At 68.8% G+C, this 20,626-nt stretch carries 22 protein-coding genes; 8 read left to right on the top strand and 14 right to left on the bottom strand.

Annotated features, from left to right (window positions below):
• Positions 1–101: 101 nt before the first annotated feature.
• On the bottom strand, positions 102–737 hold the full coding sequence (locus YWM_RS0117965; RefSeq protein WP_028851842.1) for a hypothetical protein: 636 nt from the start codon (positions 735–737) through the stop codon (positions 102–104).
• A 91-nt stretch (positions 738–828) separates the two neighbouring features.
• Here YWM_RS0117965 and YWM_RS0117970 point away from each other — a divergent pair, with 91 nt between their 5' ends.
• Positions 829–2,115: an adenylosuccinate synthase gene (locus tag YWM_RS0117970; protein ID WP_028851843.1), complete on the top strand. Its 1,287-nt coding sequence runs from the start codon at positions 829–831 to the stop codon at positions 2,113–2,115.
• A gap of 192 nt (positions 2,116–2,307) precedes the next feature.
• Here YWM_RS0117970 and YWM_RS0117975 read toward each other — a convergent pair whose 3' ends face one another.
• The 5 genes from YWM_RS0117975 to YWM_RS0117995 all read right to left on the bottom strand — a co-directional run bounded on the left by YWM_RS0117975 (position 2,308) and on the right by YWM_RS0117995 (position 5,301).
• On the bottom strand, positions 2,308–2,616 hold the full coding sequence (locus tag YWM_RS0117975) for a DUF1416 domain-containing protein (protein WP_028851844.1): 309 nt from the start codon (positions 2,614–2,616) through the stop codon (positions 2,308–2,310).
• Between the two features lie 2 nt (positions 2,617–2,618).
• Positions 2,619–3,458 (bottom strand): sulfurtransferase, encoded by an 840-nt coding sequence (locus tag YWM_RS0117980; protein ID WP_028851845.1) that lies wholly within the window; start codon positions 3,456–3,458, stop codon positions 2,619–2,621.
• A 27-nt stretch (positions 3,459–3,485) separates the two neighbouring features.
• Positions 3,486–3,926 (bottom strand): DUF4395 domain-containing protein, encoded by a 441-nt coding sequence (locus YWM_RS0117985; RefSeq protein ID WP_028851846.1) that lies wholly within the window; start codon positions 3,924–3,926, stop codon positions 3,486–3,488.
• Positions 3,927–3,987: 61 nt separating this feature from the next.
• Entirely contained in the window at positions 3,988–4,401 is a 414-nt protein-coding gene (locus YWM_RS0117990; RefSeq protein ID WP_028851847.1) for a thioredoxin family protein, read from the bottom strand.
• A 12-nt stretch (positions 4,402–4,413) separates the two neighbouring features.
• The gene (locus YWM_RS0117995) at positions 4,414–5,301 is read right to left on the bottom strand and encodes an LmeA family phospholipid-binding protein (protein WP_084612505.1); all 888 of its coding nucleotides are present in this window, start codon (positions 5,299–5,301) and stop codon (positions 4,414–4,416) included.
• A 182-nt stretch (positions 5,302–5,483) separates the two neighbouring features.
• Between YWM_RS0117995 and YWM_RS0118000 the strand changes: the two genes are divergently transcribed.
• From YWM_RS0118000 to pstB (YWM_RS0118030), 7 genes are all read left to right on the top strand, one after another.
• Entirely contained in the window at positions 5,484–6,236 is a 753-nt protein-coding gene (locus YWM_RS0118000) for a winged helix-turn-helix transcriptional regulator (RefSeq protein WP_028851849.1), read from the top strand.
• Positions 6,237–6,282: 46 nt separating this feature from the next.
• On the top strand, positions 6,283–7,176 hold the full coding sequence (gene mshD / locus YWM_RS0118005; protein ID WP_028851850.1) for a mycothiol synthase: 894 nt from the start codon (positions 6,283–6,285) through the stop codon (positions 7,174–7,176).
• 173 nt (positions 7,177–7,349) lie between these two features.
• Positions 7,350–8,267, top strand: a complete 918-nt coding sequence (locus YWM_RS0118010) for a PstS family phosphate ABC transporter substrate-binding protein (protein WP_028851851.1) — start codon at positions 7,350–7,352, stop codon at positions 8,265–8,267.
• A 37-nt stretch (positions 8,268–8,304) separates the two neighbouring features.
• A complete protein-coding gene (pstC, locus tag YWM_RS0118015) occupies positions 8,305–9,258 on the top strand; it encodes a phosphate ABC transporter permease subunit PstC (RefSeq protein WP_028851852.1) in 954 nt (317 codons plus the stop codon).
• Positions 9,258–10,196, top strand: a complete 939-nt coding sequence (gene pstA / locus YWM_RS0118020; protein WP_245566112.1) for a phosphate ABC transporter permease PstA — start codon at positions 9,258–9,260, stop codon at positions 10,194–10,196. The genes pstC and pstA overlap by 1 nt, the downstream gene beginning before the upstream one ends.
• Before the next feature lie 8 nt (positions 10,197–10,204).
• Positions 10,205–11,026, top strand: a complete 822-nt coding sequence (gene pstB / locus YWM_RS24455; RefSeq protein WP_084612506.1) for a phosphate ABC transporter ATP-binding protein PstB — start codon at positions 10,205–10,207, stop codon at positions 11,024–11,026.
• Positions 11,027–11,043: 17 nt separating this feature from the next.
• Positions 11,044–11,904, top strand: a complete 861-nt coding sequence (gene pstB / locus YWM_RS0118030; RefSeq protein WP_052345100.1) for a phosphate ABC transporter ATP-binding protein PstB — start codon at positions 11,044–11,046, stop codon at positions 11,902–11,904.
• 3 nt (positions 11,905–11,907) lie between these two features.
• On the opposite strand, the gene YWM_RS0118035 is transcribed toward pstB (YWM_RS0118030), so the two are convergent.
• From YWM_RS0118035 to YWM_RS25390, 8 genes are all read right to left on the bottom strand, one after another.
• Positions 11,908–12,522 (bottom strand): hypothetical protein, encoded by a 615-nt coding sequence (locus YWM_RS0118035; RefSeq protein ID WP_028851855.1) that lies wholly within the window; start codon positions 12,520–12,522, stop codon positions 11,908–11,910.
• 334 nt (positions 12,523–12,856) lie between these two features.
• Entirely contained in the window at positions 12,857–13,576 is a 720-nt protein-coding gene (locus tag YWM_RS0118040; protein ID WP_156914830.1) for a hypothetical protein, read from the bottom strand.
• 385 nt (positions 13,577–13,961) lie between these two features.
• On the bottom strand, positions 13,962–15,122 hold the full coding sequence (locus YWM_RS0118050) for an SGNH/GDSL hydrolase family protein (RefSeq protein WP_028851857.1): 1,161 nt from the start codon (positions 15,120–15,122) through the stop codon (positions 13,962–13,964).
• A 206-nt stretch (positions 15,123–15,328) separates the two neighbouring features.
• Positions 15,329–15,508, bottom strand: a complete 180-nt coding sequence (locus YWM_RS0118065) for a hypothetical protein (RefSeq protein ID WP_028851858.1) — start codon at positions 15,506–15,508, stop codon at positions 15,329–15,331.
• Between the two features lie 203 nt (positions 15,509–15,711).
• A complete protein-coding gene (locus YWM_RS0118070; RefSeq protein ID WP_028851859.1) occupies positions 15,712–16,191 on the bottom strand; it encodes a hypothetical protein in 480 nt (159 codons plus the stop codon).
• Positions 16,188–17,255 (bottom strand): DNA polymerase III subunit beta family protein, encoded by a 1,068-nt coding sequence (locus YWM_RS0118075; protein ID WP_028851860.1) that lies wholly within the window; start codon positions 17,253–17,255, stop codon positions 16,188–16,190. Before YWM_RS0118075 ends, YWM_RS0118070 begins: the two co-directional genes overlap by 4 nt.
• Positions 17,256–17,309: 54 nt before the next feature.
• Entirely contained in the window at positions 17,310–17,981 is a 672-nt protein-coding gene (phoU, locus tag YWM_RS0118080; protein WP_028851861.1) for a phosphate signaling complex protein PhoU, read from the bottom strand.
• Positions 17,981–20,269, bottom strand: coding sequence for an LCP family protein (locus YWM_RS25390; protein WP_052345102.1), 2,289 nt, complete (start codon positions 20,267–20,269; stop codon positions 17,981–17,983). Before YWM_RS25390 ends, phoU begins: the two co-directional genes overlap by 1 nt.
• Positions 20,270–20,626: the final 357 nt, after the last annotated feature.

Genomic DNA, 20,626 nt, shown 5'->3' on the forward strand with positions numbered 1-20,626 from the left:
TTCGCGGGTTACCGGCGCTACCGAAAAGAGTGGCGAATTCGCCAATTGGTGATGACTACACCCGCTTGGCCGCGTACAGAACGTACATATCGCCCGAAAAGCTACCGCTGAACGAGCAACAAATCCTCGGTGTGCCGGTAAACCGTCCACCGCCGCAGCGGCCGCTCGCGCCGAATCCCGTCGACGACCGGATGGATCGGCACGGTGCCGCCGTACTGAAAAGCCCGCCCACGAAAGGCCGCTGTCCTCCGCCGGAAACGCCCTCGCGTGACGCGCACTGCGACACCAACCGGATCCGGACGCACCTCCACCCGCCGCGCACTGCCGCGCAGAGCAAGTTCGTCGTCGCAGTAGGCCTCGCCGTCGACCGCCTCGAGCACCCCGAGCCCGAGCAGTACGCCACCGGTGTCATCGCGCACCAGCGTCATCGGACTCGGTTCCCCGGACGTGGCGACCCGCAACGCTTCGGCCGGGTCCCCGGGCAGCCCCCACACCGCGGCGGCCTCCGACGGTCCGCTCGGGACATAGCCCACGGCGACGGAGCCCAACACCTCACGGCGCATCATCCGCACGACCACGGCGGCGAGATCCGCGTCGTCGCCGACGACGATCACCCGCTTGTTGTCGAGCAGAACATCGTCGATGTCCTTCTTGCCCGGGCGGGCCGGGACCCGCACGACGTTCGCCGCGCCGGGTGGGTCGGCTAGATCACCGCAAACCAACGTTGTGCCGCACACCTGGCCATCCTCCGATACCCTCGCACCGGCGGTTCACGCGCACTACCTGCGCAGTCCGCAGGACATGTCACCGCGATACCAGGAGTGTCACATGCCGGCCATCGTGCTGATCGGTGCCCAGTGGGGCGACGAAGGCAAGGGCAAAGCCACCGATCTGCTTGGCGACCGCGTGCAGTGGGTGGTCCGCTACCAGGGCGGCAACAACGCGGGCCACACCGTGGTACTGCCGGACGGGCAGAACTTCGCACTGCACCTGATCCCGTCGGGCATCCTGACCCCGGGCGTGACCAACGTGATCGGCAACGGTGTGGTGGTCGACCCGCGGGTGCTGCTGGACGAGCTGGCCGGGCTCGAGGAACGCGGCGTGGACACCGGCAAGCTGTTGATCTCCGCCGACGCGCACCTGATCATGCCGTACCACGTGGCGATCGACAAAGTCACCGAGCGCTACCTCGGCTCGCGCAAGATCGGCACCACCGGCCGCGGCATCGGCCCGTGCTACCAGGACAAGGTCGCCAGGGTCGGGGTGCGCGTGCAGGACCTGCTGGACGAGAAGATCTTCCGGCAGAAGGTCGAGGCCGCGCTCGAGGTGAAGAACCAGATCCTGGTCAAGGTCTACAACCGCAAGGCGCTCGAGGTCGACGAGGTGGTCGAGGAGGTGCTGTCGATCGGTGAGCAGTTCGCGCACCGTATCGCGGACACCCGGCTGCAGCTGAACAAGGCGCTCGAGGCGGGCGAGAACGTGCTGCTGGAAGGCTCGCAGGGGACGTTGCTGGACGTTGACCACGGCACGTATCCGTTCGTCACGTCGTCCAACCCGACCGCGGGCGGCGCGTGCGCGGGTGCGGGCATCGGTCCCGGCAGGATCACCACCGTGCTGGGCATCCTCAAGGCCTACACCACGCGCGTCGGCTCCGGCCCGTTCCCCACCGAGCTCACCGACGAAATGGGCGACTTTTTGCGCAAAGCCGGTGGTGAGTTCGGGGTGACCACCGGGCGGGAGCGCCGCACCGGCTGGTTCGACGCGGTCATCGCGCGCTACGCCACCCGCGTCAACGGCATCACCGACTTCTTCCTGACCAAGCTCGACGTGCTGACCGGGCTGGAGCGGATCCCGGTCTGCGTGGCGTACGAGGTGGACGGATTCCGCACCGAGGACATGCCGATGACGCAGACCGACGTGCACCATGCGGTGCCGATCTACGAGGAGATGCCCGGCTGGCAGGAGGACATCTCGGGCTGCCGCACGTTCGAGGATCTGCCGGCCAACGCGCAGCGCTACGTGGAGCGGATCGAGGAGCTGTCCATGGCCAGGGTGTCGGCCATCGGGGTCGGTCCCGGTCGCGAGCAGACCATCGTGCGACACGAGTTCGTCTGAGGCCGCGGCGGTTCGCCGGGGGTTGCGACCGAGCCCGCCCGTGAAGGCCCGAGGCCGTGCGTGCGCTCGCCCTGCTCGGCACCGCGCGAGCATTCAGCTGTCCGCTGCAGGGCGCCGTAGACCCAGAAAAAGCGTTTCCCCGGCGCCGACCAGGCGCCGGGGAAACGCGGCGGAAGGAAGAAGCCGGGGACGTCAGATGTCGACGGCCACCCGGTACACCTTGGGTTCGTCGGTTTCCACGACCGCTTCGCCCTTGCCCTTGGCGTGCAGGGCCCGCACGGTCCACTTGCCGGACGCGGCGTAGAACCGGAACTCACCCTGTCCGGACGCCTGCACCTCGCCGACGAACTCGCCGTCGCGGTCGAGCAGCCGCACGTAGGCATTACTCACCGGTTCGCTGCCTGCGGTCACCGTGCCCGCGATGACGACCTGGCCCTTGGTGTCGAAGTCCTCCGGGGTCGCCTCCTGGGCCGGGGCGGCGCAGCCGCTGTCGACCTGCACGCTCACGCGTCGGCCCCCGTCTCGATCGGCACACCGACCAGCGAGCCGTACTCGGTCCAGGACCCGTCGTAGTTCTTCACGTCCTGCAGGCCGAGCAGCTCGTGCAGCGCGAACCAGGTGTGGCTGGAGCGCTCACCGATGCGGCAGTAGGCGATGGTCGGCTTGTCCAGGTCCAGGCCCGCCTCGGTGTAGATCTGCTTGAGCTCCTCGTTCGACTTGAACGTGCCGTCCTCGTTGGCCGCCTTGGCCCACGGCACGTTCACCGCCGACGGGACGTGGCCGGGCCGCTGCGCGGACTCCTGCGGCAGGTGCGCGGGGGCGAGCAGCTTGCCCGCGAACTCGTCCGGCGAGCGCACGTCGATGAGGTTCTTGGTGTTGATCGCCTCGACGACCTCGTCGCGGAACGCGCGCAGGGACAGGTCCTGCTCCTTGGCGACGTAGCTGGTCTGCTGCCGCTGCGGCACGTCCTTGACCAGCTCGCGGCCCTCCAGCTCCCACTTCTTGCGGCCGCCGTCGATCAGCTTGACGTTCTCGTGGCCGTACAGCTTGAAGTACCAGTACGCGTACGCGGCGAACCAGTTGTTGTTGCCGCCGTAGAGCACGACCGTGTCGTCGTTGGAGATGCCCTTCTCGCTCAGCAGCTTCTCGAACCCGGCCTTGTCCACGAAGTCACGCCGGACCGGGTCCTGCAGTTCGTTCTGCCAGTCGATCTTGACGGCGTTGCGGAGGTGTCCGTTGTCGTAGGCGGAGGTGTCCTCGTCGACCTCCACGAACACGATGCCGGGGGTGTCCAGGTTCTCCTCCGCCCACGCGGTGGACACCAGGACGTCTTCGCGGCTCATACCTAGCTCCCTTTCTGGGGTTGCGAATCAGGTGGTTTGACTGCTGGCCGACGGGCCGAGGCGCTTCAACAGCAAGTAGGCCTCGCAACCGAGGCAGAAGTTGAATGCCACGTTGAGAAAGGCCGCCAACAGTGCGGCTGCCGTGGCAACGATCCCCAGTGTGGTCGACCCGGAGGCGTATCCGAGCACCCCGACCACGGCGAAGACCAGGCCGACCGCTTGCGCGAACCGCGGCGGAGCCTCGTCCTCACGCTCGGCGGGCGGGCCGAGGCGTGGCTGCACCGCCACCCGGTACAGCGTGCCGTAGGGCGAGAACCGGAGCCCGAACAACGCGCCCGCGGCGAACACCACCGCTTGCGCGGCCAGCAACGGCCACCAGCTGGTGATCAGCACGACGGCGAGCACCACGGTGGTGATCCCGGCGGCGAACCGAGGTCCGCGGGGATCGATCTGCTGGCTGGTGGACATAACCCGAAGCTACGGCGTTTTCCCTGCTGGTGGGAGTGGCGTCCACCATGTGGACGTCCGGTCAGTGCTCCGACAGATGCGGTTGCAGGGCCGTCAGCAGGCGGTTCGTCTCCGGCAGGCCGGACACCCGGAGGATCTCGTCACCCGCGGAGGTGTAGGCGATGGTTGTCGGGGTGCGCAGGACGCCGAGCGTCTCGGCGATCTCCGGCTGATTCGTGACGTCGATGTCGACGTGGCTCAGGTCGGCACGCTTGTCGGCCAACGCGCTCAGCCGCGCGCGGGTATGCCGGCACGGCGCGCAGAACGTGGTGGAGATCTGCACCAAGGTCACCCCGGGCCCGAGCGCCTCGGCCACCCGGGCAGGCAGCTCGCCTCGCTGCTGACCGCTGCGCACCGCACCCTCCCGCCCGCGGAGGACGAATCCGATCACCGTGCCTGCGGCGAGCACACCGACGACCACCAGCAGGCCCGTCATCCGTCCTCCCGCTCAGCCGGTGAACTGCAGATCCTGGTCGAACCGCACGTCCTTGGCCTTCCCTTGCACCAGCAGCGCACCGCGCTCGACGGCCACGCCGCCCGGCTGGACACCGAACGGCAGGCTGCCCGGCTGGATGGTCCGGTCGAACCGGGGCAGGAACGCCTCCCGCACCTGGTCCGGGATCTCGATCACCTCGTCGTCCTGCCGGAACTCCAGCCGCTCCGGGCGGATCCGCACGGACGTGCTGCTCAGTTCGATGATGCCCAACACCACGATCTGCGTCTCACGTCCTGAGATGCGGGTGGTGGCCGACAGCTTGATCCCGGCCTTCGTCGGGAACTCGTCCATCGCTTCGCGCTGCTCGTCGAGGTCCTCGATGCTGACCTCGTCCTCTTCGTCGCCGGTCTCCACGTAGCGCAACGCGGCGGGCTCGATGCTCAGGTCCGGCAGCCTGGTCAACCTGCCGAGGTCGGCCTGCTTGATCTTGACGATGCCTTCCAGGTCGCCGACCACCATCGAGTCGGTGCGGCCGTCGATCAGGTCGGACAGCGGCGCGGTGACCTCGCGCAGCTCCGCCTTCAGCGTCAGGTCGCGCAGCGTGTTGCGTAGGTTGATGCCCTGCGCCTCGACCGTGATCTGCTCATACTTGCCCGACAGCGCCTGCGTGGTGAACGGGAAGCCGTGGATGTTCACCGACGGGTCGTCGCGCAGCCCGAACTTCTCCCGCGCCTTCTGCGACACCGTGTGCTCGGCGAAGGCCGCCAGCCCGAAGTCGGCGCCGATCAGCAGGCCGAGCAGCACCACCAGCGTGATGAGCACAATGCGCCCACGCCTGCGTGGTTTGCGCTTGCGCCCGGCAGGGCTGGTGCGCGCTGCGCGTCGGACTCCGTCGGTCACGCTCGCTCCATTCTCACCGTGTTAACGGCATGTGACAGACACGTTTTTCCGAGGTAAGCAACTGTGATGCCCACGTCAGGAGGCTGTTGAGCAGCCGTTCAGCCGTTATTCTCGGATATCACCAGCCGTAACCGGCCTGGCCCTGGTGTCCGGCCGGCACGAACTCGAGGCGGTGCGAGGCGATGAGCCTGAACCTGCTAGTCCTCACAACCGAATCGTCGGTCAACGCGGTGCTGCCCGCGCTCGGCCTGCTTCCACACACTGTTCGGGTTCGCACGCCCGAGGTTACCGCTTTGCTCGATGCCGGTCACCGAGACGTGATCCTGGTCGACGCGCGGCAGGACCTGGCCTCCGCGAAGAGCCTGTGCCGGCTGCTCGCCAGGGCGACGGAGGACGACGCGGTGCCGGTCATCGCCGTGGTCGGCGAGGGCGGCCTGGTCGCGGTGAACGGCCAGTGGCGGGTGGACGACGTCATCCTGCCGTCGGCGGGTCCGGCGGAGGTGGACGCCCGGCTGCGGCTGGCCACCACCAAGGAGGGCGTGTCGTCGCAGGCGGAGTCCGAGCTGCGCGTCGGTGACCTGGTGATCGACGAGGCCACCTACACCGCCCGGCTGCGCCGCCGCACCCTCGAGCTGACCTACAAGGAATTCGAGCTGCTGAAGTTCCTCGCCCAGCACGCCGGCCGCGTGTTCACCCGCGCCCAGTTGCTGCAGGAGGTCTGGGGTTACGACTTCTTCGGCGGCACCCGCACGGTGGACGTGCACGTCCGGCGGCTGCGCGCCAAGCTCGGTCCCGAGCACGAGCAGATGATCGGCACCGTGCGCAACGTCGGCTACAAGTTCGAGCGTCCGTCCAAGTCGGTGGACACGCAGCAGGACGTGGTCGCGGAAACCGAGGACGCGCTGGACGCCGAGCTGCGTTCGCTGACCAAGTAGTGCGACGCCGCCGACGTGGTGGCGATCTTCGGCTACCGTCGGCGGGGTGGACACTCGCTGGGTCGATGACCTCTCCGACAACGAGCAGGCCGTACGTGACCTGCTGGACGCCGCGGGCCGCGTCGACGGCTGGCCGCGGCTGGCACCGCAAGAGCCTCTTCCGTCCGAGTTGTCCGGCGGGCCGTACCTGCTGGCCTGGGACGACGGCCTGGTGGCGGTCGCGCGGCTGAACACCGAAGGTGACGCGTTCGGCCGCCAGGTCGCCGAGCTGATCGTGCATCCCGAGCGGCGTGGCCGCGGGTACGGAGGTGCGCTGCTGGAACAAATCCGCGCCCGGGCGACGAAAACACTACGGGTGTGGTCCCACGCGGACGATCCGGCGGCTGCGGCCTTGGCTCGCAAGCAGGGTTTTGCGCGTGTGCGGGAACTGCTGCGCATGGGCATGCCGCTCACCCAGGATCTGCCTGCCGTGGAACTGCCGGAGGGCGTCACCATGCGGACTTTCCGGCCCGGGCTCGACGAGCAGCCGTTGGTCGAGGTCAACGCCAGGGCGTTCTCCTGGCACCCGGAGCAAGGCGCGCTGACCGTCGCCGACGTCGAGGCGGCCGAGCGCGAGGAGTGGTTCGACCCCGCAGGGCTGTTCGTGGTGGAACGTGAGCAACGTCTCGTCGGATTCCACTGGACCAAGGTGCATCCGGCCGCCGATGGCGAGGACCCGGTCGGCGAGGTGTACGTGGTGGGCGTCGACCCGGATGCCCACGGTGGCGGTCTCGGCCGTGCCCTCACCGCTGCTGGCCTTGTCTACCTGCGGGAACGCGGCCTCAAGCGCGTGATTCTGTATGTGGAAGGGGACAATGCGCCCGCGCTGGCGGTGTACCGGAAGCTCGGATTCTCCGTCGAAGCGACCGCCGTGCAGTACGAACGCAGCGTGACCGAGTAGCGCCGGGACGTGACCAGCCCGCGGGCAATCCGGACACTCCCGGCGAATCGGCGCCAGCGGTGCTCGTCACACCTTCAGGTGGTGTCACCTTCCGTTCACCTTCGACTCCTACCGTCGGACCCGATCAGGCCACAGGGTTGCCTGAGGCGGAGAACCACAAGGAGTCGGAGTCGATGCGCAACTGGCGGGCGAAGGCCGTTGCCGCACTGGCCGTCCCGGTGCTCGGGGTGACCGCGTGTGGGCAGGCCGGCAGCGGGGGCGGCCTGGCGATCAAGGTGGACGGCTCCAGCACCGTCGGCCCGTTGACGCAAGCCGCCGCCGAGTTGTTCTCCGACGAGAACCCGGACATGCGGGTCGGCGTGGCCACGTCGGGTACCGGTGGCGGGTTCGAGAAGTTCTGCAACGGCGAGATCGACATCGTCGACGCCTCCCGCACGATCACCGACGAAGAGGCGAAGATGTGCCGCGCGAGCGGCGTGACCTACCGCGAGCTGCAGGTGGCCAACGACGCCATCACCGTCCTGGTGAACAAGGACAACCCGGTCGACTGCCTGACGGTCGACCAGCTCCGGCAGATCTGGGCGCCCGGTTCGACGGTGTCCAACTGGAACCAGGTCGACGGTGTGCGGTTCAGCGCCGAGCTGACGCTGTACGGCCCGGGCACCGATTCGGGCACGTTCGAGTTCTTCGCCGAGGAGATCAACGGCGACAAGGAGGAACAACGCGCCGACTACCAGGACATCGGCGAGGACGACAACACCGGCATCGCGGGCGTCATGGAGGACGAAGGCGCCATGTTCTACGTCGGCTACGAGTACTACGCGGCCAACAAGGACAAGGTGAAGGCGCTGAAGATCGACGGCGGTGACGGCTGCGTCGGCCCGACCCCGGAGGCGGTGCAGAGCGGCGAGTACCAGCCGCTGAGCCGTCCGCTCTACATCTATCCTTCGCGCGAGTCGATGAAAAAGCAGCACGTCGAAGACTTCGTCGACTACTTTGTCGACAACTCCGCCGAGATCGCCAGGCTGGCGGGGTACATCCCGATGACCGACGAGCAGACCGCGAAGACCAAGCAGGCGCTGCGCGGCTGACCCCCAGGACACGAGGACCGATCACAGTGGTAATCGCATGACCACACGTGTGAACGAAGCCGGCGACGTATCCCGGCCGTCGCTGAAGGCTTCCAGCCCCCGCTACGGCGAGAAGCTGATCAAGGCGTTTCTGTTCGTGTGTGCCGGGCTGTCGGTGCTGGTGACGACGGCGATCGTCATCTCGCTGCTGGTGCCGACCGTGGATTTCTTCACCGAGGTGTCGATCACCGAGTTCCTGTTCGGCACCGAGTGGCGCCCGGGCCGGGGCACCCAGACCAGCTACGGCGTGCTGCCGATCGTGGTCGGCACGCTGAACATCACGCTGATCGCGCTGGTGGTGGCCATTCCGGTCGGACTGCTGTCGGCGTTCTACCTGTCCGAGTACGCCAACCCGCGGCTGCGCAAGATCGTCAAGCCGGTGCTCGAGGTGCTGGCGGGCATCCCGACGGTCGCCATCGGTCTGTTCGCGCTGTACTTCCTCAAGCCGTTCTTCGCCGACCTGCTGCCGTGGGTCGACCTGGACGGACTGTTCTCGCAGGGCGTCGCGGGTATCGCCGTCGGCTTGATGATCGTGCCGCTGGTCGCCTCGGTTGCCGAGGACGCCATGCGGGCGGTCCCGCCCGGCCTGCGCGAAGGCGCCTACGCGCTGGGTGCGACCAAGTTGCGGGTGTCGCTGAAGGTGGTGTTCCCCGCGGCCATCTCGGGCATCGTCGCCGCGTGCGTGCTGGCCGCCTCCCGGGCGATCGGCGAGACGATGGTGGTGCTCATCGCCGCGGGCGCCAGCCCGAAACTGATCGGGCCGTGGGAGTTCGGCGAGTCGGTGCTGACCATGACCGCCTACATCGGCCGCACCGCGACCGGTGACATCGCCACCGGAACCATCACCTACAAGACGATCTTCGCGGTCGGTGCGCTGCTGTTCGTCATGACGCTGATCATGAACCTGATCTCGATCCGGTTGGTCCGCCGCTTCCGCGAGGTGTACGAGTGATGGTCGACCAGGACACCCCACCCCGGCGCGCCCGGCTGGCCAGCACGGGAGCTCGGGCTGCCGTCGAGACGGTGTTCGGCGAGCAGCCGCGCGGGGACAAGGTCAGTGGGCTGGTCTTCCGCTCGCTGATGATGCTGGCGCTGGCCATGGCGCTGGTCATGCTGGTCAGCCTGATCATCTACTCGGCGTGGCGCGGGTGGGGTCGGCTGGACCTGGACATGATCACCGAGAAGCCGTCCCGGATCCGGCCGGAGCGGGCCGGCTACGGTCCTGCGCTTCTCGGCAGCCTCTACATGATCCTCGGGGTGATCGTGCTGGTCGTCCCCATCGGGGTCGGCGCGGCCGTCTACCTGGAGGAATACGCCAAGCGGGACCGTTGGTACAACCGGCTGATCGAGCTGAACATCCAGAACCTGGCCGGTGTCCCGTCGATCGTGTTCGGCATCCTCGGCCTGGCGTTCATCGCGCGCGGGCCGATCGGGCTCGGGCTGGTGGTGGCCACCGGTTCGATCACGTTGACGCTGCTGGTGTTGCCGACAGTGATCATCGCGGCGCGGGAGGCGATCCGGGCGGTGCCGCCGTCGATCCGGGAAGGGTCGCTGGCCCTCGGTGCCACGCAGTGGCAGACCATCAGCAGGCAGGTGCTGCCTGCCGCGGCGCCGGGCATCCTGACCGGCGTGATCCTGGCGGTGGCCAGGGCGATGGGTGAGGCGGCTCCGCTGCTGTTGGTGGGCGCGGCAGGGTTCACGCCGTTCCTGCCGTTGCTGTTCGACGGGCAGTACTCGGCGCTGCCGGTGCAGATCTACCGGAACGCGGTCGAGCCGCGCGAGGAGTTCCAGACGCTGGCGTTCGCGGGCGTGATCCTGATGCTGGTGGTGCTGCTGGCGATGAACTCGTTCGCCGTCTGGCTGCGCAACCGCTACGAGCGACGGTGGTAGGAGCGGTGATGCGACCACAACAGGTGACCATGGAGCGGAAGGACGCCGAGCGCGAAGCGGTGTTCGAGCTGCGCAACGTCTCGGTGTTCTACGGCAGCCAGAAGGCCGTCAACGACGTCAGCATGGACATCTACCGCAACACGATCACGGCGCTGATCGGCCCGTCCGGCTGCGGGAAGTCCACCCTGCTGCGCAGCCTGAACCGGATGAACGACCTGATCCCCGACGCGCGGGTGGAAGGCGAGGTGCTCTACCAGGGCGCCGACATGTACAGCCCACGGGTCAACCCGGTGCAGGTCCGCAAGAAGATCGGCATGGTCTTCCAGCGACCCAACCCGTTCCCCAAGTCGATCTACGACAACGTCGCGTTCGGCCCGCGCACGCTGGGCATGACCGGCGACATGGACGAGATCGTCGAGCGGGCGCTGCGCGGCGCGGCGTTGTGGGACGACGTCAAGGACCGGCTCAAGGACAACGCCTACGGCATGTCCGGTGGCCAGCAGCAGCGGTTGTGCATCGCGCGGGCAATCGCCACCGAACCGGAAGTGATCCTGATGGACGAGCCGTGCTCGGCGCTGGACCCGGTCTCCACCGGCCGGATCGAGGACCTGATGCTGGAGCTGAAGGAGCGCTTCACCATTGTCGTGGTCACGCACAACATGCAGCAGGCCGCGCGGGTGTCGGACATGACGGCGTTCCTGATGGTGCAGATGGGCGCCGACGAGCACAGTCGGTGGGGCGAGCTGGTGGAGTACGACGAGACCAACAGGATCTTCACCAACCCGGCCGACGAGCGCACCGACAACTACGTCTCCGGCCGCATCGGCTGACTGATCGGAGGAGTCGCATGACAGCGGAGAGCCGCAACCCGGCTCGTGGGCTGGACCTGGCGTCCACCCCGGCAAGCGACCTCAAGCTGCCCGGGCCGGGGAGCCCGGTGCTCAGCTGCCGGGACGTCAGCGTCTACTACGGCAAGTTCCGGGCGGTCACCGACGTGAACCTGTCGTTCGGCGCCAACGAGATCACCGCGATGATCGGCCCGTCCGGCTGCGGCAAGTCGACGGTGTTGCGCAGCCTCAACCGGATGAACGATCTGGTGCCGGGCGCCCGCGTGGAGGGGCTGATCGGCTACCACGGGGTCGATCTGTACGGCAAGGACGTCGACGTCATCGAGGTGCGGCGGCGCATCGGCATGGTGTTCCAGAAGCCGAACCCGTTCCCGTCGTCGATCTACAACAACATCGCCTACGGTCCGCGGGTCACCGGCATGCACGTCGACGACATGGACGACCTGGTGGAGCAGGCGCTGACCCGCGCGGCACTGTGGGACGAGGTGAAGAACAAGCTGCACAAGTCGGCTTTCGCGCTCTCCGGCGGCCAGCAGCAGCGGTTGTGCATCGCGCGGGCGCTGGCGACCAATCCCGAGGTCATCCTGATGGACGAGCCGTGCTCGGCGCTCGACCCGATCGCCACGCAGAAGATCGAAGACCTGATGTTGGATCTGGCGCGCGAGTTCACCATCGTGATCGTCACGCACAACATGCAGCAGGCGGCGCGGGTGTCGCAGCGGACGGCGTTCTTCACCACGGTGGCCGACGAGCACGGCGAGCGCACCGGCAGGCTGGTGGAGTTCGACACCACGGAGAAGATCTTCAGCACCCCGTCGGACGAGCGGACCGAGGCCTACATCACCGGTCGCTTCGGCTGATCGTCAGTCCTCGTCGCGGGTGCGTGTCCCGGCGATGACGAACGGCACCGACGCGATGCCCCACAGCACGGCCCATGCCACCCTGCTCGGGCGCTCGATCAGGCACGATTGCTCGTCGGCGTCCCCTGCGCGGCCGCTGTCGGACGCCGCCACCCACAGCGGCGAACCGCATTCGGCCTTGTTGCCGGCCTGGTGCGGGCCGAGCAACAGCATCAGGCTGACCCCGAGGCACACCGTTGCAGCGACGTGTTGCCAAGGCACGGCATGTCCGCGGCTTTGTCTGACGCCCAGCCAGATCGGCAGGATCGCGATCACCGCGTAGGCCACTCCTCGTTCGGCGGCGGCGTCACGCAACTGAGCGCATTCCGCCCTTTCGGGCGCGTCACCCTGCCGTGTTTCGGTGTCCCCGACCACCGTGGCGTCCGCGGTATAGGTGTAGCCACAGTCCAGCGTGGTCGTGCCGGAGATCCAGTCGGTGGTGACCGGCATCAAGAACAATCGGGCGACCGCGAGGCCGAGCAGCAGAGCGGCCACCCACCAGAAATGCGACCAGACGAATCGTTTTCCGAACAGCTCCCAGCTGCGCCGGTCCTCGTCGCTCTTCGCGCCCCGCGTCATGCCCAGCTCCTTTGTCGTGGTGGGTGAACGGTAGCCGGGAGCGGGGCAGGTGGCGCGCTACAGCCGATGGTCCGACGCTCACCGCAGCCTGGTAAGGATCCGCGGCGGTCGCGAGCTAGCCGGCGCCACTGCGAAGGATCTTCGGCGCGGCCTCCGTGGCATCCGGTTGTGGCCGGCCGCACCGCCGGCGCGCAGGTCTGTCCGGCGCGGACTCCACGGCATCCTGCGCCTCTCAGCCGCACGCCGGCGCGCGTGCCTACGCCCACCGCAGACCGGCGCGCCGATCATTGCCGTGCCTTCTTGCCCGGCGCGCACGACGCGTCATCTGGTCCGGCTACCTGCGCATCTGCGGCACGCGCGGGCCGATCGCGGCGCCTGCAACGGACAACGCCGCACCTACGACCATCACCCACGGGCCGGGGCCGAGGTCGTCGAGGTGTTCCCCGCTGTCGGTCATCATCAGCAAGCTGATCACGTGGTAGAGCAGGGCCGCGGCGGCGATGCCGGTGAGCAGGGCCCTGGTCGGACCGGTGCGGCCTTCCAGGAGGCTGCGCTTCATGATGCCGCCGCCGCGCCGGATGCTCCGTTCGTCGCGAAAGACGCCGAAGGACCAGGGGATCGGCGCGACGGCGGCCAGCGTCGCCGCGATGATGACGCCCTTGCCGATGTAGAACTTGACCAGTACCTGCTCGCCGTTCAGGTCGTCGCCGGAGACGTTACGCATCGCATCGGCGAGCTCGAACCAGGTGACGTCACCGCTCCACTTCAGGGCGAACAGCCCGAGAACCCCGAGCACCGCTCCCAGCACCGCCGGGATGGCGCCCCAGCCCGGCCGGGTCAGTGGGATCGGCGCGCCCGGACCTTGCTGCCACTGCCGGCCGGGTGCCCAGCCCTGGTGGCCCGGCGCTTGCTGCCACTGCGGCCCGGCCGCAGGCTGCGCGTAGTGGCCGGGTGGCTGAGCTCCTGGCGCCCAGCCCTGGACCTGCTGGACCTGCTGGGCCTGCGGTTGCGGGCCTGGAGCCTGCGGTGGGTGCGTCTGCTGGGCACTGTGCATCGGGTGCGGGCCTGACGGCTGGGGTTGCGGGGCCACCGGATGCGTGCCCGGCGTCTGCTGCGAGACGGAAGGCTGAGCTCCCGACGGATTCGCAGGCGGCACTTGCTGCGAACCGGCAAGCTGCGCTCCCGCCGCTTGCTGAGGCTGCGGCCCGCCCGGCTGCGCTCCCGAAACCTGTTGGGGACCCGCGGGCGGTGCTCCGGCGGATTGTTGGGGACCCGCGGGCGGTGTTCCGGGGAATGGCTGAGGCTGGCCACCGGACGACTGTGCGCCCGGCGCCCAGCCCTGGGCCTGCTGCGCCGGTGGCTGCGGACCCGGCTGTGCCCCCTGCTGGGGCTGCCCCGGCGGCCCCGGCTGGTTCGGAAAATCCGTCATGATCGACAACCTAGCCCTGGAGCGACCGATCGGTCGAAAGCACTCCGGTGGAGACGAACCGATCGGCGATACGGCGGTGTGCCGCGGTGTCCGGATGCAACCCGTCCGGCAGGGGCAGCTCGTCGTAGTCCGCCGGCCCGTACAGGTGCAGACCGTCCACATAGGACAGATGTGGATCGGAGCGCTGTTCGACGATGCGGGCCAACTCGTCGCGGATGACCCGCAGCGTCAACTTCCCCGCGGCGACTTCGTCCGGGTCACCGGTGGCGATGAACTGCACGTCGCCGCGGGCCAGCGCCTCGGTGTCCATCGCGACCGGGCCTGGCGTGTCCTCCTGGATCGGGCAGTACAGCGGCGACACGAGCACCAGCGGCGTGTCCGGTCGCCCCTCGCGGAAGGTGTCCAGGAACCCGTGCACCGCGGGAGTGAAGGCGCGCAGGCGCATCAGGTCGCCGTTGGTCAGGTTGATGCCGATCTTCATGCTGATCACGTCTGCCGGGGTGTCCCGCAGCGTGCGCGCCACGAACGGATCCAACAGCGCGTTGCCGCTGAAGCCGAGGTTGATCAGGTCGACTCCGGCGGCGCGGGCCGCCACCGCAGGCCACGTCGTGGTCGGTCCGTCGGCGTTGGAGCCGTGGCTGATCGAACTGCCGTGGTGCAGCCACACCGGGCGTTCCGCCCGCACTGGTTCGACCGGCGCGTCGGTCCGCAGCGCGAGCAGCTCGGTCTGCTCGTTGTGCGGCAGCCAGATCTCGACGGTCTTGGCGCCGGCAGGCAGCTCGGGGAAGCGCGCAACGCCGGGCGAACCCGGACGCAGTTCGGTTTCGACCGTCACCGGGTCGACCAGCAGGGTGTTCCCACCGGGAACGCTCGTGTGCGCGAGTACCCGGCCGTCGACCACGAGGGTGAAGGTCCCCAGCGGCTGCTCCGGCGCACCCACATAGACCCGTTTCGTCTGCAGCGTGTCCAGCTCGAGCGTGGTGGCGTCGGTACGAAACACCAGCCGCATCCCGGCAGGCTGCGCCTCGGCAATGGTCAGTCGCACGTCAGGTATCTGCGCTCGGGCCCACGCGGGCAACCGGTGTGGCAGCAGGCCACGGCCGGTGTCCTCCAGCTCGATCGCTCCGCGCACCAGCTCTGCGGTGATCTTGGTCGTGATCCAGTCAGTCATCCCTACTCCGGTTCGCTGCGGCGGACGAGACGATCAGGCCGCTTTCGTACGCGGCCACGACGGCCTGCGCCCGGCTGGTCAGCCCTAGGTTCGCCATCAGCCTCGTCACATGTGTTTCACCGCTGCCTCGCTCAGCAGGCGTCGCCGAGCGATGTCGGTGTCCGGCAGGCCGTTGCCGGCCAGCCGCATTTCCGTTACTCGTGCCGTCAGGTCCGCAAGGCATCCCGCTCCCGCCGCACGGCGGCCTGCACGGTGGTGAGCCCGGTCAGTAGGTAGCCGCCGAACCCGTCGAGCCGTTCGCCGCGACATCGCTCATGCCCACGCTCAACGCCGTCAGTACGCCGGCCGGCGCTGTCCGAACCGGCAGGCTTGAGCCCCACCAGCACTCGTTCACGCTACCGATGGCCGCCAACAGATTTCGTCACTCGTGACGGGTACGTCGAATCACCCGGCAGTGCGACTGCCCGGCGGGCCGACAGCGCGTGGGTGAATGACCAGCGACGTGGGTCAATGCGGCAGGCGCGCGGCGCTGCGGCACGACCGCGCGGGGTGCGAGTTCCGTGCAGGCACGGCCGCCGAGGCCAACGCCTCAGACCCGGCGCGTGGTGGACCGGTCGGCGACGGCCTGCCCGATCTCCTGGACGGCCGACCGGATGGTGTCGCCATAGGGACCGTCCGGAAGCGCGGAGAGGTGCCGCTTGGCGTGATCGATGTGCTCGGCGGCGGCGCGGAATGCGCCCAGGCGGCGGAAGTTGTCGGCAAGATTCAGGTGCAGGCTCGGGTAGAAGCCGGCGACCTGCAGGTTCGCGTGGTGCCGCTGCGCGCGTTCGTCGGTGAGCGCATCGGCGGCGTCGAGGGCGCGGACGTCCCACACGAGCGACTCGGCGGGGTCGTCGTAGAGATCGGCCAAGTAGTGCGCCACTGTGCAGCGATGCAACGGATCGCCGAGCACTCCGATCCGCCGCCAGATGGCCAGCAGGTCGCGCCGAGCCGTTTCGACGTCGCCTTGGTGCCCGAGCGTCACGGCGGCACCGATCTCTTCCATCGTGGGGTCGGCTGCGGTGGTCATGATTTCGTCCTCTCGGGGGCGCGGCGGGGCATGACGAGGGTGGTGAGGTCGCCGTCGTCGGCCGACCTGACGGTGGCAGGCTGCTCGGGACCGCGCAGATCGAGCAGCACGTCGCTGCCGATCGCATGGCCGACGGCCGGATACAACGTGGTCAGGTCGAACCAGACGGTCACATCCGAGCCCGTTGCCGTGCCGTCGAGCGCCACGTCGTCGTCGCCGATCAGCAAGCTCGGTCGGTTCCCGGCCACCCGCACGCCGACCAGTTCCGGTGCCCGCTGCTCCAGCACCCGCACGACCTGGTGCTTTCCGACCGTCACGCGATGAGTCACCGATGGGAGCGCATCGAGCATCAGCCGATGGTCCGGGAAGGTCTCGGTCCGCAGGCGACAAGGCAGGACGGTGCCGTCGGTCAGCTGGAAGCCGACCGACCGTTCACCGGCTTCGATCGTCACGGTCGTGCTGCGGCGCATCCGGGCGCTCATGGCAAGCAGGTCGTCGCCGTCGAGGGTGCCCGCCCAGGAGTCCGACGGCCGGCTGACGGGCACCAGCGTCCGGGTGGCGAGCCGGTATCGATCGGTCGCGGTCAGCGCGACCGATTCGCCATCGGCTTCCAGGCGCACGCCGTTCAGGACGGGCATGTCGGGATGGTGGATCGTGGCCGCCATGACCTGGTCCACGGCTTCTGCCAGGACGGGACCGGCCAGCGCGCAGATCGGGTGACGACGATCCGGGTCCAGCGAGGCCTTGAGCCGCGCAGCGGCCCGCCGTACCTCGGCGGCCTGGGCGGTCACCTTCGCCACCTGTTCGTCGATCAGCCGCACGGCCTCGTCGGAGTCCGCGGCGAAGAACGTCCCGATGACCGACAGCGGCATCCCGATCTCACGCAGCCTGCGCAACCGGTCGGCGCGAGCCACCTGCGCTTCGCTGTAGCGCCGGTAGCCCGTCACCGGATCGACTCGGTCCGGCCGCAGCAGTCCGGCGTCGTCGTAGAACCGCAAAGCGCTTGCGGTCATGCCTGCGCGCTCGGCGAACGCGCCGATCGACATCAACTCGGGGTCGGTCACCCCGCCATCATCGGGCTTCGACCAACGTGAAGGTCAACCAGCGCGGCTCGCTGGCTACAGGTCGGCGTCCGCGTCGGTGTTGTAGCCGGGCATCTTGCCGGTGACGACGAAGATCACCCGGTTGGCCACCGACACCGCGTGGTCGGCGAACCGCTCGTAGAACCGGCCGAGCAGCGTGGTGTCCACCGCGGCGGCCACCCCGTACTCCCAGTCCTTGTCCATGATCACCGAGAACAAGTGCCGATGGATGTCGTCGACCTTGTCGTCGATGCGCTCCAACTCCTTGGCCTTGGAGATGTCCCGCTCGCGGATCACCTGCTCGGCCAGCCTGCCCAGGTTCACCGCCACCTCACCCATCTCGGCGAAGTAGTGCTCCACCGGCTTGGGCAGCACGTGCTCGGGGTGCCTGCGGCGCGCGGCGCGGGCCACGTGCAACGCCAGGTCGCCCATGCGCTCCAGGCTCTCCGCCGCGTGAATGGTGGCCAGCACGGTGCGCAGGTCGGTGGCGACCGGGGCTTGCAGCGCGATCAGCTGGTAGGCCTGTTCCTCACATGCCGAGCGTGCGTCGTCGATCTTCTGGTCGTCGCTGATCACCTGCTCCGCCAGGGCCAGGTCCGCTTCGAGCAGAGCCCGCGTCGCCTTCTCCATCGCGGTCGCGGCCATGCCGGACATGTCGGCAAGCTGCTCGGCGAGCCGGTCAAGCTCGACGTGGTATGCCTCGCGCATCACTCAACTCCTTCGAATGCCGGCGGCAAGTCGAACCGGCATAGCGCCACTCTACGTTCGCGCCCGGTGGCACGCCGTAGCGTGGAGGTGAACCTCGGGTGAATCGCGGACGAAGGATCGCCTACCGCGTCGGTCAGGGGGTACCTGCCGGTTCGACCTGCTGGCTCTGGGCGGATGTGTCGCCTTCGCCGTCGGACGCGCGCTCGTCGGGTTTGTCCTGCGACGCATCCTTGTCGTCGTCGAGCCCGGGGGATCGGCTTGTCGTGGATGATAGCCGAGAACAACTCCGCCGCTTCGTCCTCCAGCATGACCTCGTTGCCGCGCTCGTTGGCGTAGCCGGTGGTGGGCACGGTGAGGAACGAGACCGAGTCGGTGTCCATGCCCTTCAGCGACTGCGCGAGATCGAGCAGCTCGTCGACGCCGATGTTGTCGCCGAACGTGGCGGCGGCGAACGCGTTGACGAACGAGGTCAGCTTCTGCGGGTCGAGCAGCACGTCCCGGGACATGGTCTTGGTCAGCAACGCGGCGATGAACTGCTGCTGGCGTTTGATGCGGCCGTAGTCGGACGTGGGGTCGCCTTCGACGTGCCGGGCTCGGACGAAGCTCAGCGCCCGGTCACCGGTCAGCGTGGTCACCCCGGGCTTGTCCACCACGGTGCCGAGGATCGAGTCGACGATCGGGGTGTCGACCTTGATCTGCACCCCGCCGACCGCGTCGACCATTTCCTTGAACCCGGCGAAGTCGATGCCCACGAACCGGGTCATCTTCATGCCGGTGGTCTTCTGCACCCACTTGATCACGCACCGCGGGCCACCTTCCGCGTACGCGGTGTTCAGCTTGACCTGGGGTGTTTCCGGGATCTTCTCGTTGCTGTACTCGCCGGTCTTGTAGTTCCAGCGGTAGCACTCGGGCCGGGTGATCTCCAGGTCGCGCGGGAAGGACACCAAGATCGCGCGGCTGCGGTCCTTCGGCAGGTGGGCGATCATCAACGTGTCGGAACGGGCACCCTTGATCGTCTTCTCGGTGCCGATGCCCGCGCCCTTGGGCGCGCCGACGCGCGAGTCCGAGCCGAGGATGAGGAAGTTCTCGTCGCCGACCTGAGCGGCCTTGTGCTTGATGTCCTTCGATTCCTCGTCGAGCGCGGCGACCTCGGTGAACTTGGAGTCGTACCACTCCTTCATGCCCCACGCGCCGCCCGCCGCGAGGAAGATCAACGCGGCCAGTGTGGCCACCGCGGCCTTGCCCGCCACCAGTGCGCGCCGGTCCTTGCGCTCCCGCTTCTGTTGCAGTCGGGTGTTCGGCGCGGGCTCGCTCGGCTTGGGAGGCGGCTGATCCTTGTCGCTGATCGCGGGGATCAGGACGGTGGGCTCGTTGCGCCACAGGCGCTGCATCACCGTCGTCTGTGCGGCGGTCGGCTTGGCGGGCCGCTTGCGCGTGAGCGGTTTGGGCTCGGCGGGCTTCGCCTCACCGTCCGGCTCGGTGACCGGAGTCAGGAGGTACGTGGCCGCGCCGACGCCGTCGGCTCGGCGGTTCGGACCGTCGGACTCGGTGTCCTTGGGGACCTCGAGCGCCTTGACCGTAGGTGGATCTTGCGGCTTGTCCGTGCGCCGTGCGGGGTCGGATTCCCGGTCCTTGAGCGATGCGGGATCCGCTGGGGGCGCGGGCCGCCGTGGCTCGCGCCGGCCCGGCGGGCGCCCGGCCTCGTCATGGCGAGGCTCGCCTGGCTTGGGTGCGGCTTCGTGCCGGGGGCGCAGGCTGCCTGGCTTGGGGGCGTCCCCGTCGTGCCTGGAGCGGAGGCCGCGTGGTCTGGGGGCTTCCTCCTCGTCGCGGGGGCGGACGCTGCCCGGCTTGCGGGCGTCGTCGTCACGGGGGTGCAGGCTGCCTGGTTCGAGGACGTTATCTTCATGCCGAGGGCGAAGGCTTCCCGGTTTGCGCGCCCCGTTGCCACGGCGGATCGGGGGCCGGACCTTGGTGGGCTCGTCCGCGGCATTCCGTGCGGCTTCGCCGCGCCGGGGCGGGACCGGAGGCCGGATCTTGGTGGGTTCCTCGGCGCGTACCGCGTCGGGCTCGGCGGGTGGCGCCGTGAACGGCCTACGGCGCCGCTCGGGCGTCGGCTTGCTCAGTGCGGCACGCGAGCCGGGCGGCTCCCGACGCCCCGCATCCAGCGTGCTCTGATCGGGCCGCTTCGTGTCCGGCGTGCCCCGCTCGGGCCGCTTCGTGTCCGGCGTGCCCCGCTCGGCCCGTGACTCGGGCAGGCCGCCGCCGGCGCGTGGGTTTGCCCGCTCCACGCCTGACTCGGGAAGGCCGCGCCTGCCGGCGCCACCCCTCCGCTCAGCCCGCGGCTCCGGTCGGCCGCGCCGACGAGGGGCTCCGGTGTTTTCGTGCCGTGCGGGGTCCGGATCGGCGTGCGTGGCATCGGGCTCGCCCTGAGCGGCCGGTGGCTCGGCGACGGCACGTCGACGTCGTGGCGGCTCCGGCTCGTGCCGGACCATCCGGGTGCGTTCCCCGACCTGTCCCGGTCGCCGTCGGCGCGGCTCGGCATGCCGGGACGGCTCGGCCCCGGGCGCGGGACGCCGTGGAATCGGACGCTTGGCTTGCCGGTCGGATCGGGAACGCTGAGCGCCATGGTCGTTCTGCACCCAGTG

It is taken from the genome of Thermocrispum municipale DSM 44069 (assembly GCF_000427825.1).
Classification (GTDB): domain Bacteria; phylum Actinomycetota; class Actinomycetes; order Mycobacteriales; family Pseudonocardiaceae; genus Thermocrispum; species Thermocrispum municipale.

Bases quoted from the DNA above. Each gene is read 5' to 3' on its own strand.
- YWM_RS0117970 (WP_028851843.1), top strand. From the start codon at position 829: ATGCCGGCCATCGTGCTGATCGGTGCCCAGTGGGGCGACGAAGGCAAG.
- YWM_RS0117980 (WP_028851845.1), bottom strand. From the start codon at position 3,458: ATGAGCCGCGAAGACGTCCTGGTGTCCACCGCGTGGGCGGAGGAGAAC.
- YWM_RS0117985 (WP_028851846.1), bottom strand. From the start codon at position 3,926: ATGTCCACCAGCCAGCAGATCGATCCCCGCGGACCTCGGTTCGCCGCC.
- YWM_RS0117990 (WP_028851847.1), bottom strand. From the start codon at position 4,401: ATGACGGGCCTGCTGGTGGTCGTCGGTGTGCTCGCCGCAGGCACGGTG.
- YWM_RS0118000 (WP_028851849.1), top strand. From the start codon at position 5,484: ATGAGCCTGAACCTGCTAGTCCTCACAACCGAATCGTCGGTCAACGCG.
- YWM_RS0118010 (WP_028851851.1), top strand. From the start codon at position 7,350: ATGCGCAACTGGCGGGCGAAGGCCGTTGCCGCACTGGCCGTCCCGGTG.
- pstC (WP_028851852.1), top strand. From the start codon at position 8,305: ATGACCACACGTGTGAACGAAGCCGGCGACGTATCCCGGCCGTCGCTG.
- pstA (WP_245566112.1), top strand. From the start codon at position 9,258: ATGGTCGACCAGGACACCCCACCCCGGCGCGCCCGGCTGGCCAGCACG.
- pstB (WP_084612506.1), top strand. From the start codon at position 10,205: ATGCGACCACAACAGGTGACCATGGAGCGGAAGGACGCCGAGCGCGAA.
- pstB (WP_052345100.1), top strand. From the start codon at position 11,044: ATGACAGCGGAGAGCCGCAACCCGGCTCGTGGGCTGGACCTGGCGTCC.
- YWM_RS0118035 (WP_028851855.1), bottom strand. From the start codon at position 12,522: ATGACGCGGGGCGCGAAGAGCGACGAGGACCGGCGCAGCTGGGAGCTG.
- YWM_RS0118040 (WP_156914830.1), bottom strand. From the start codon at position 13,576: ATGCACAGTGCCCAGCAGACGCACCCACCGCAGGCTCCAGGCCCGCAA.
- YWM_RS0118050 (WP_028851857.1), bottom strand. From the start codon at position 15,122: ATGACTGACTGGATCACGACCAAGATCACCGCAGAGCTGGTGCGCGGA.
- YWM_RS0118070 (WP_028851859.1), bottom strand. From the start codon at position 16,191: ATGACCACCGCAGCCGACCCCACGATGGAAGAGATCGGTGCCGCCGTG.
- phoU (WP_028851861.1), bottom strand. From the start codon at position 17,981: ATGCGCGAGGCATACCACGTCGAGCTTGACCGGCTCGCCGAGCAGCTT.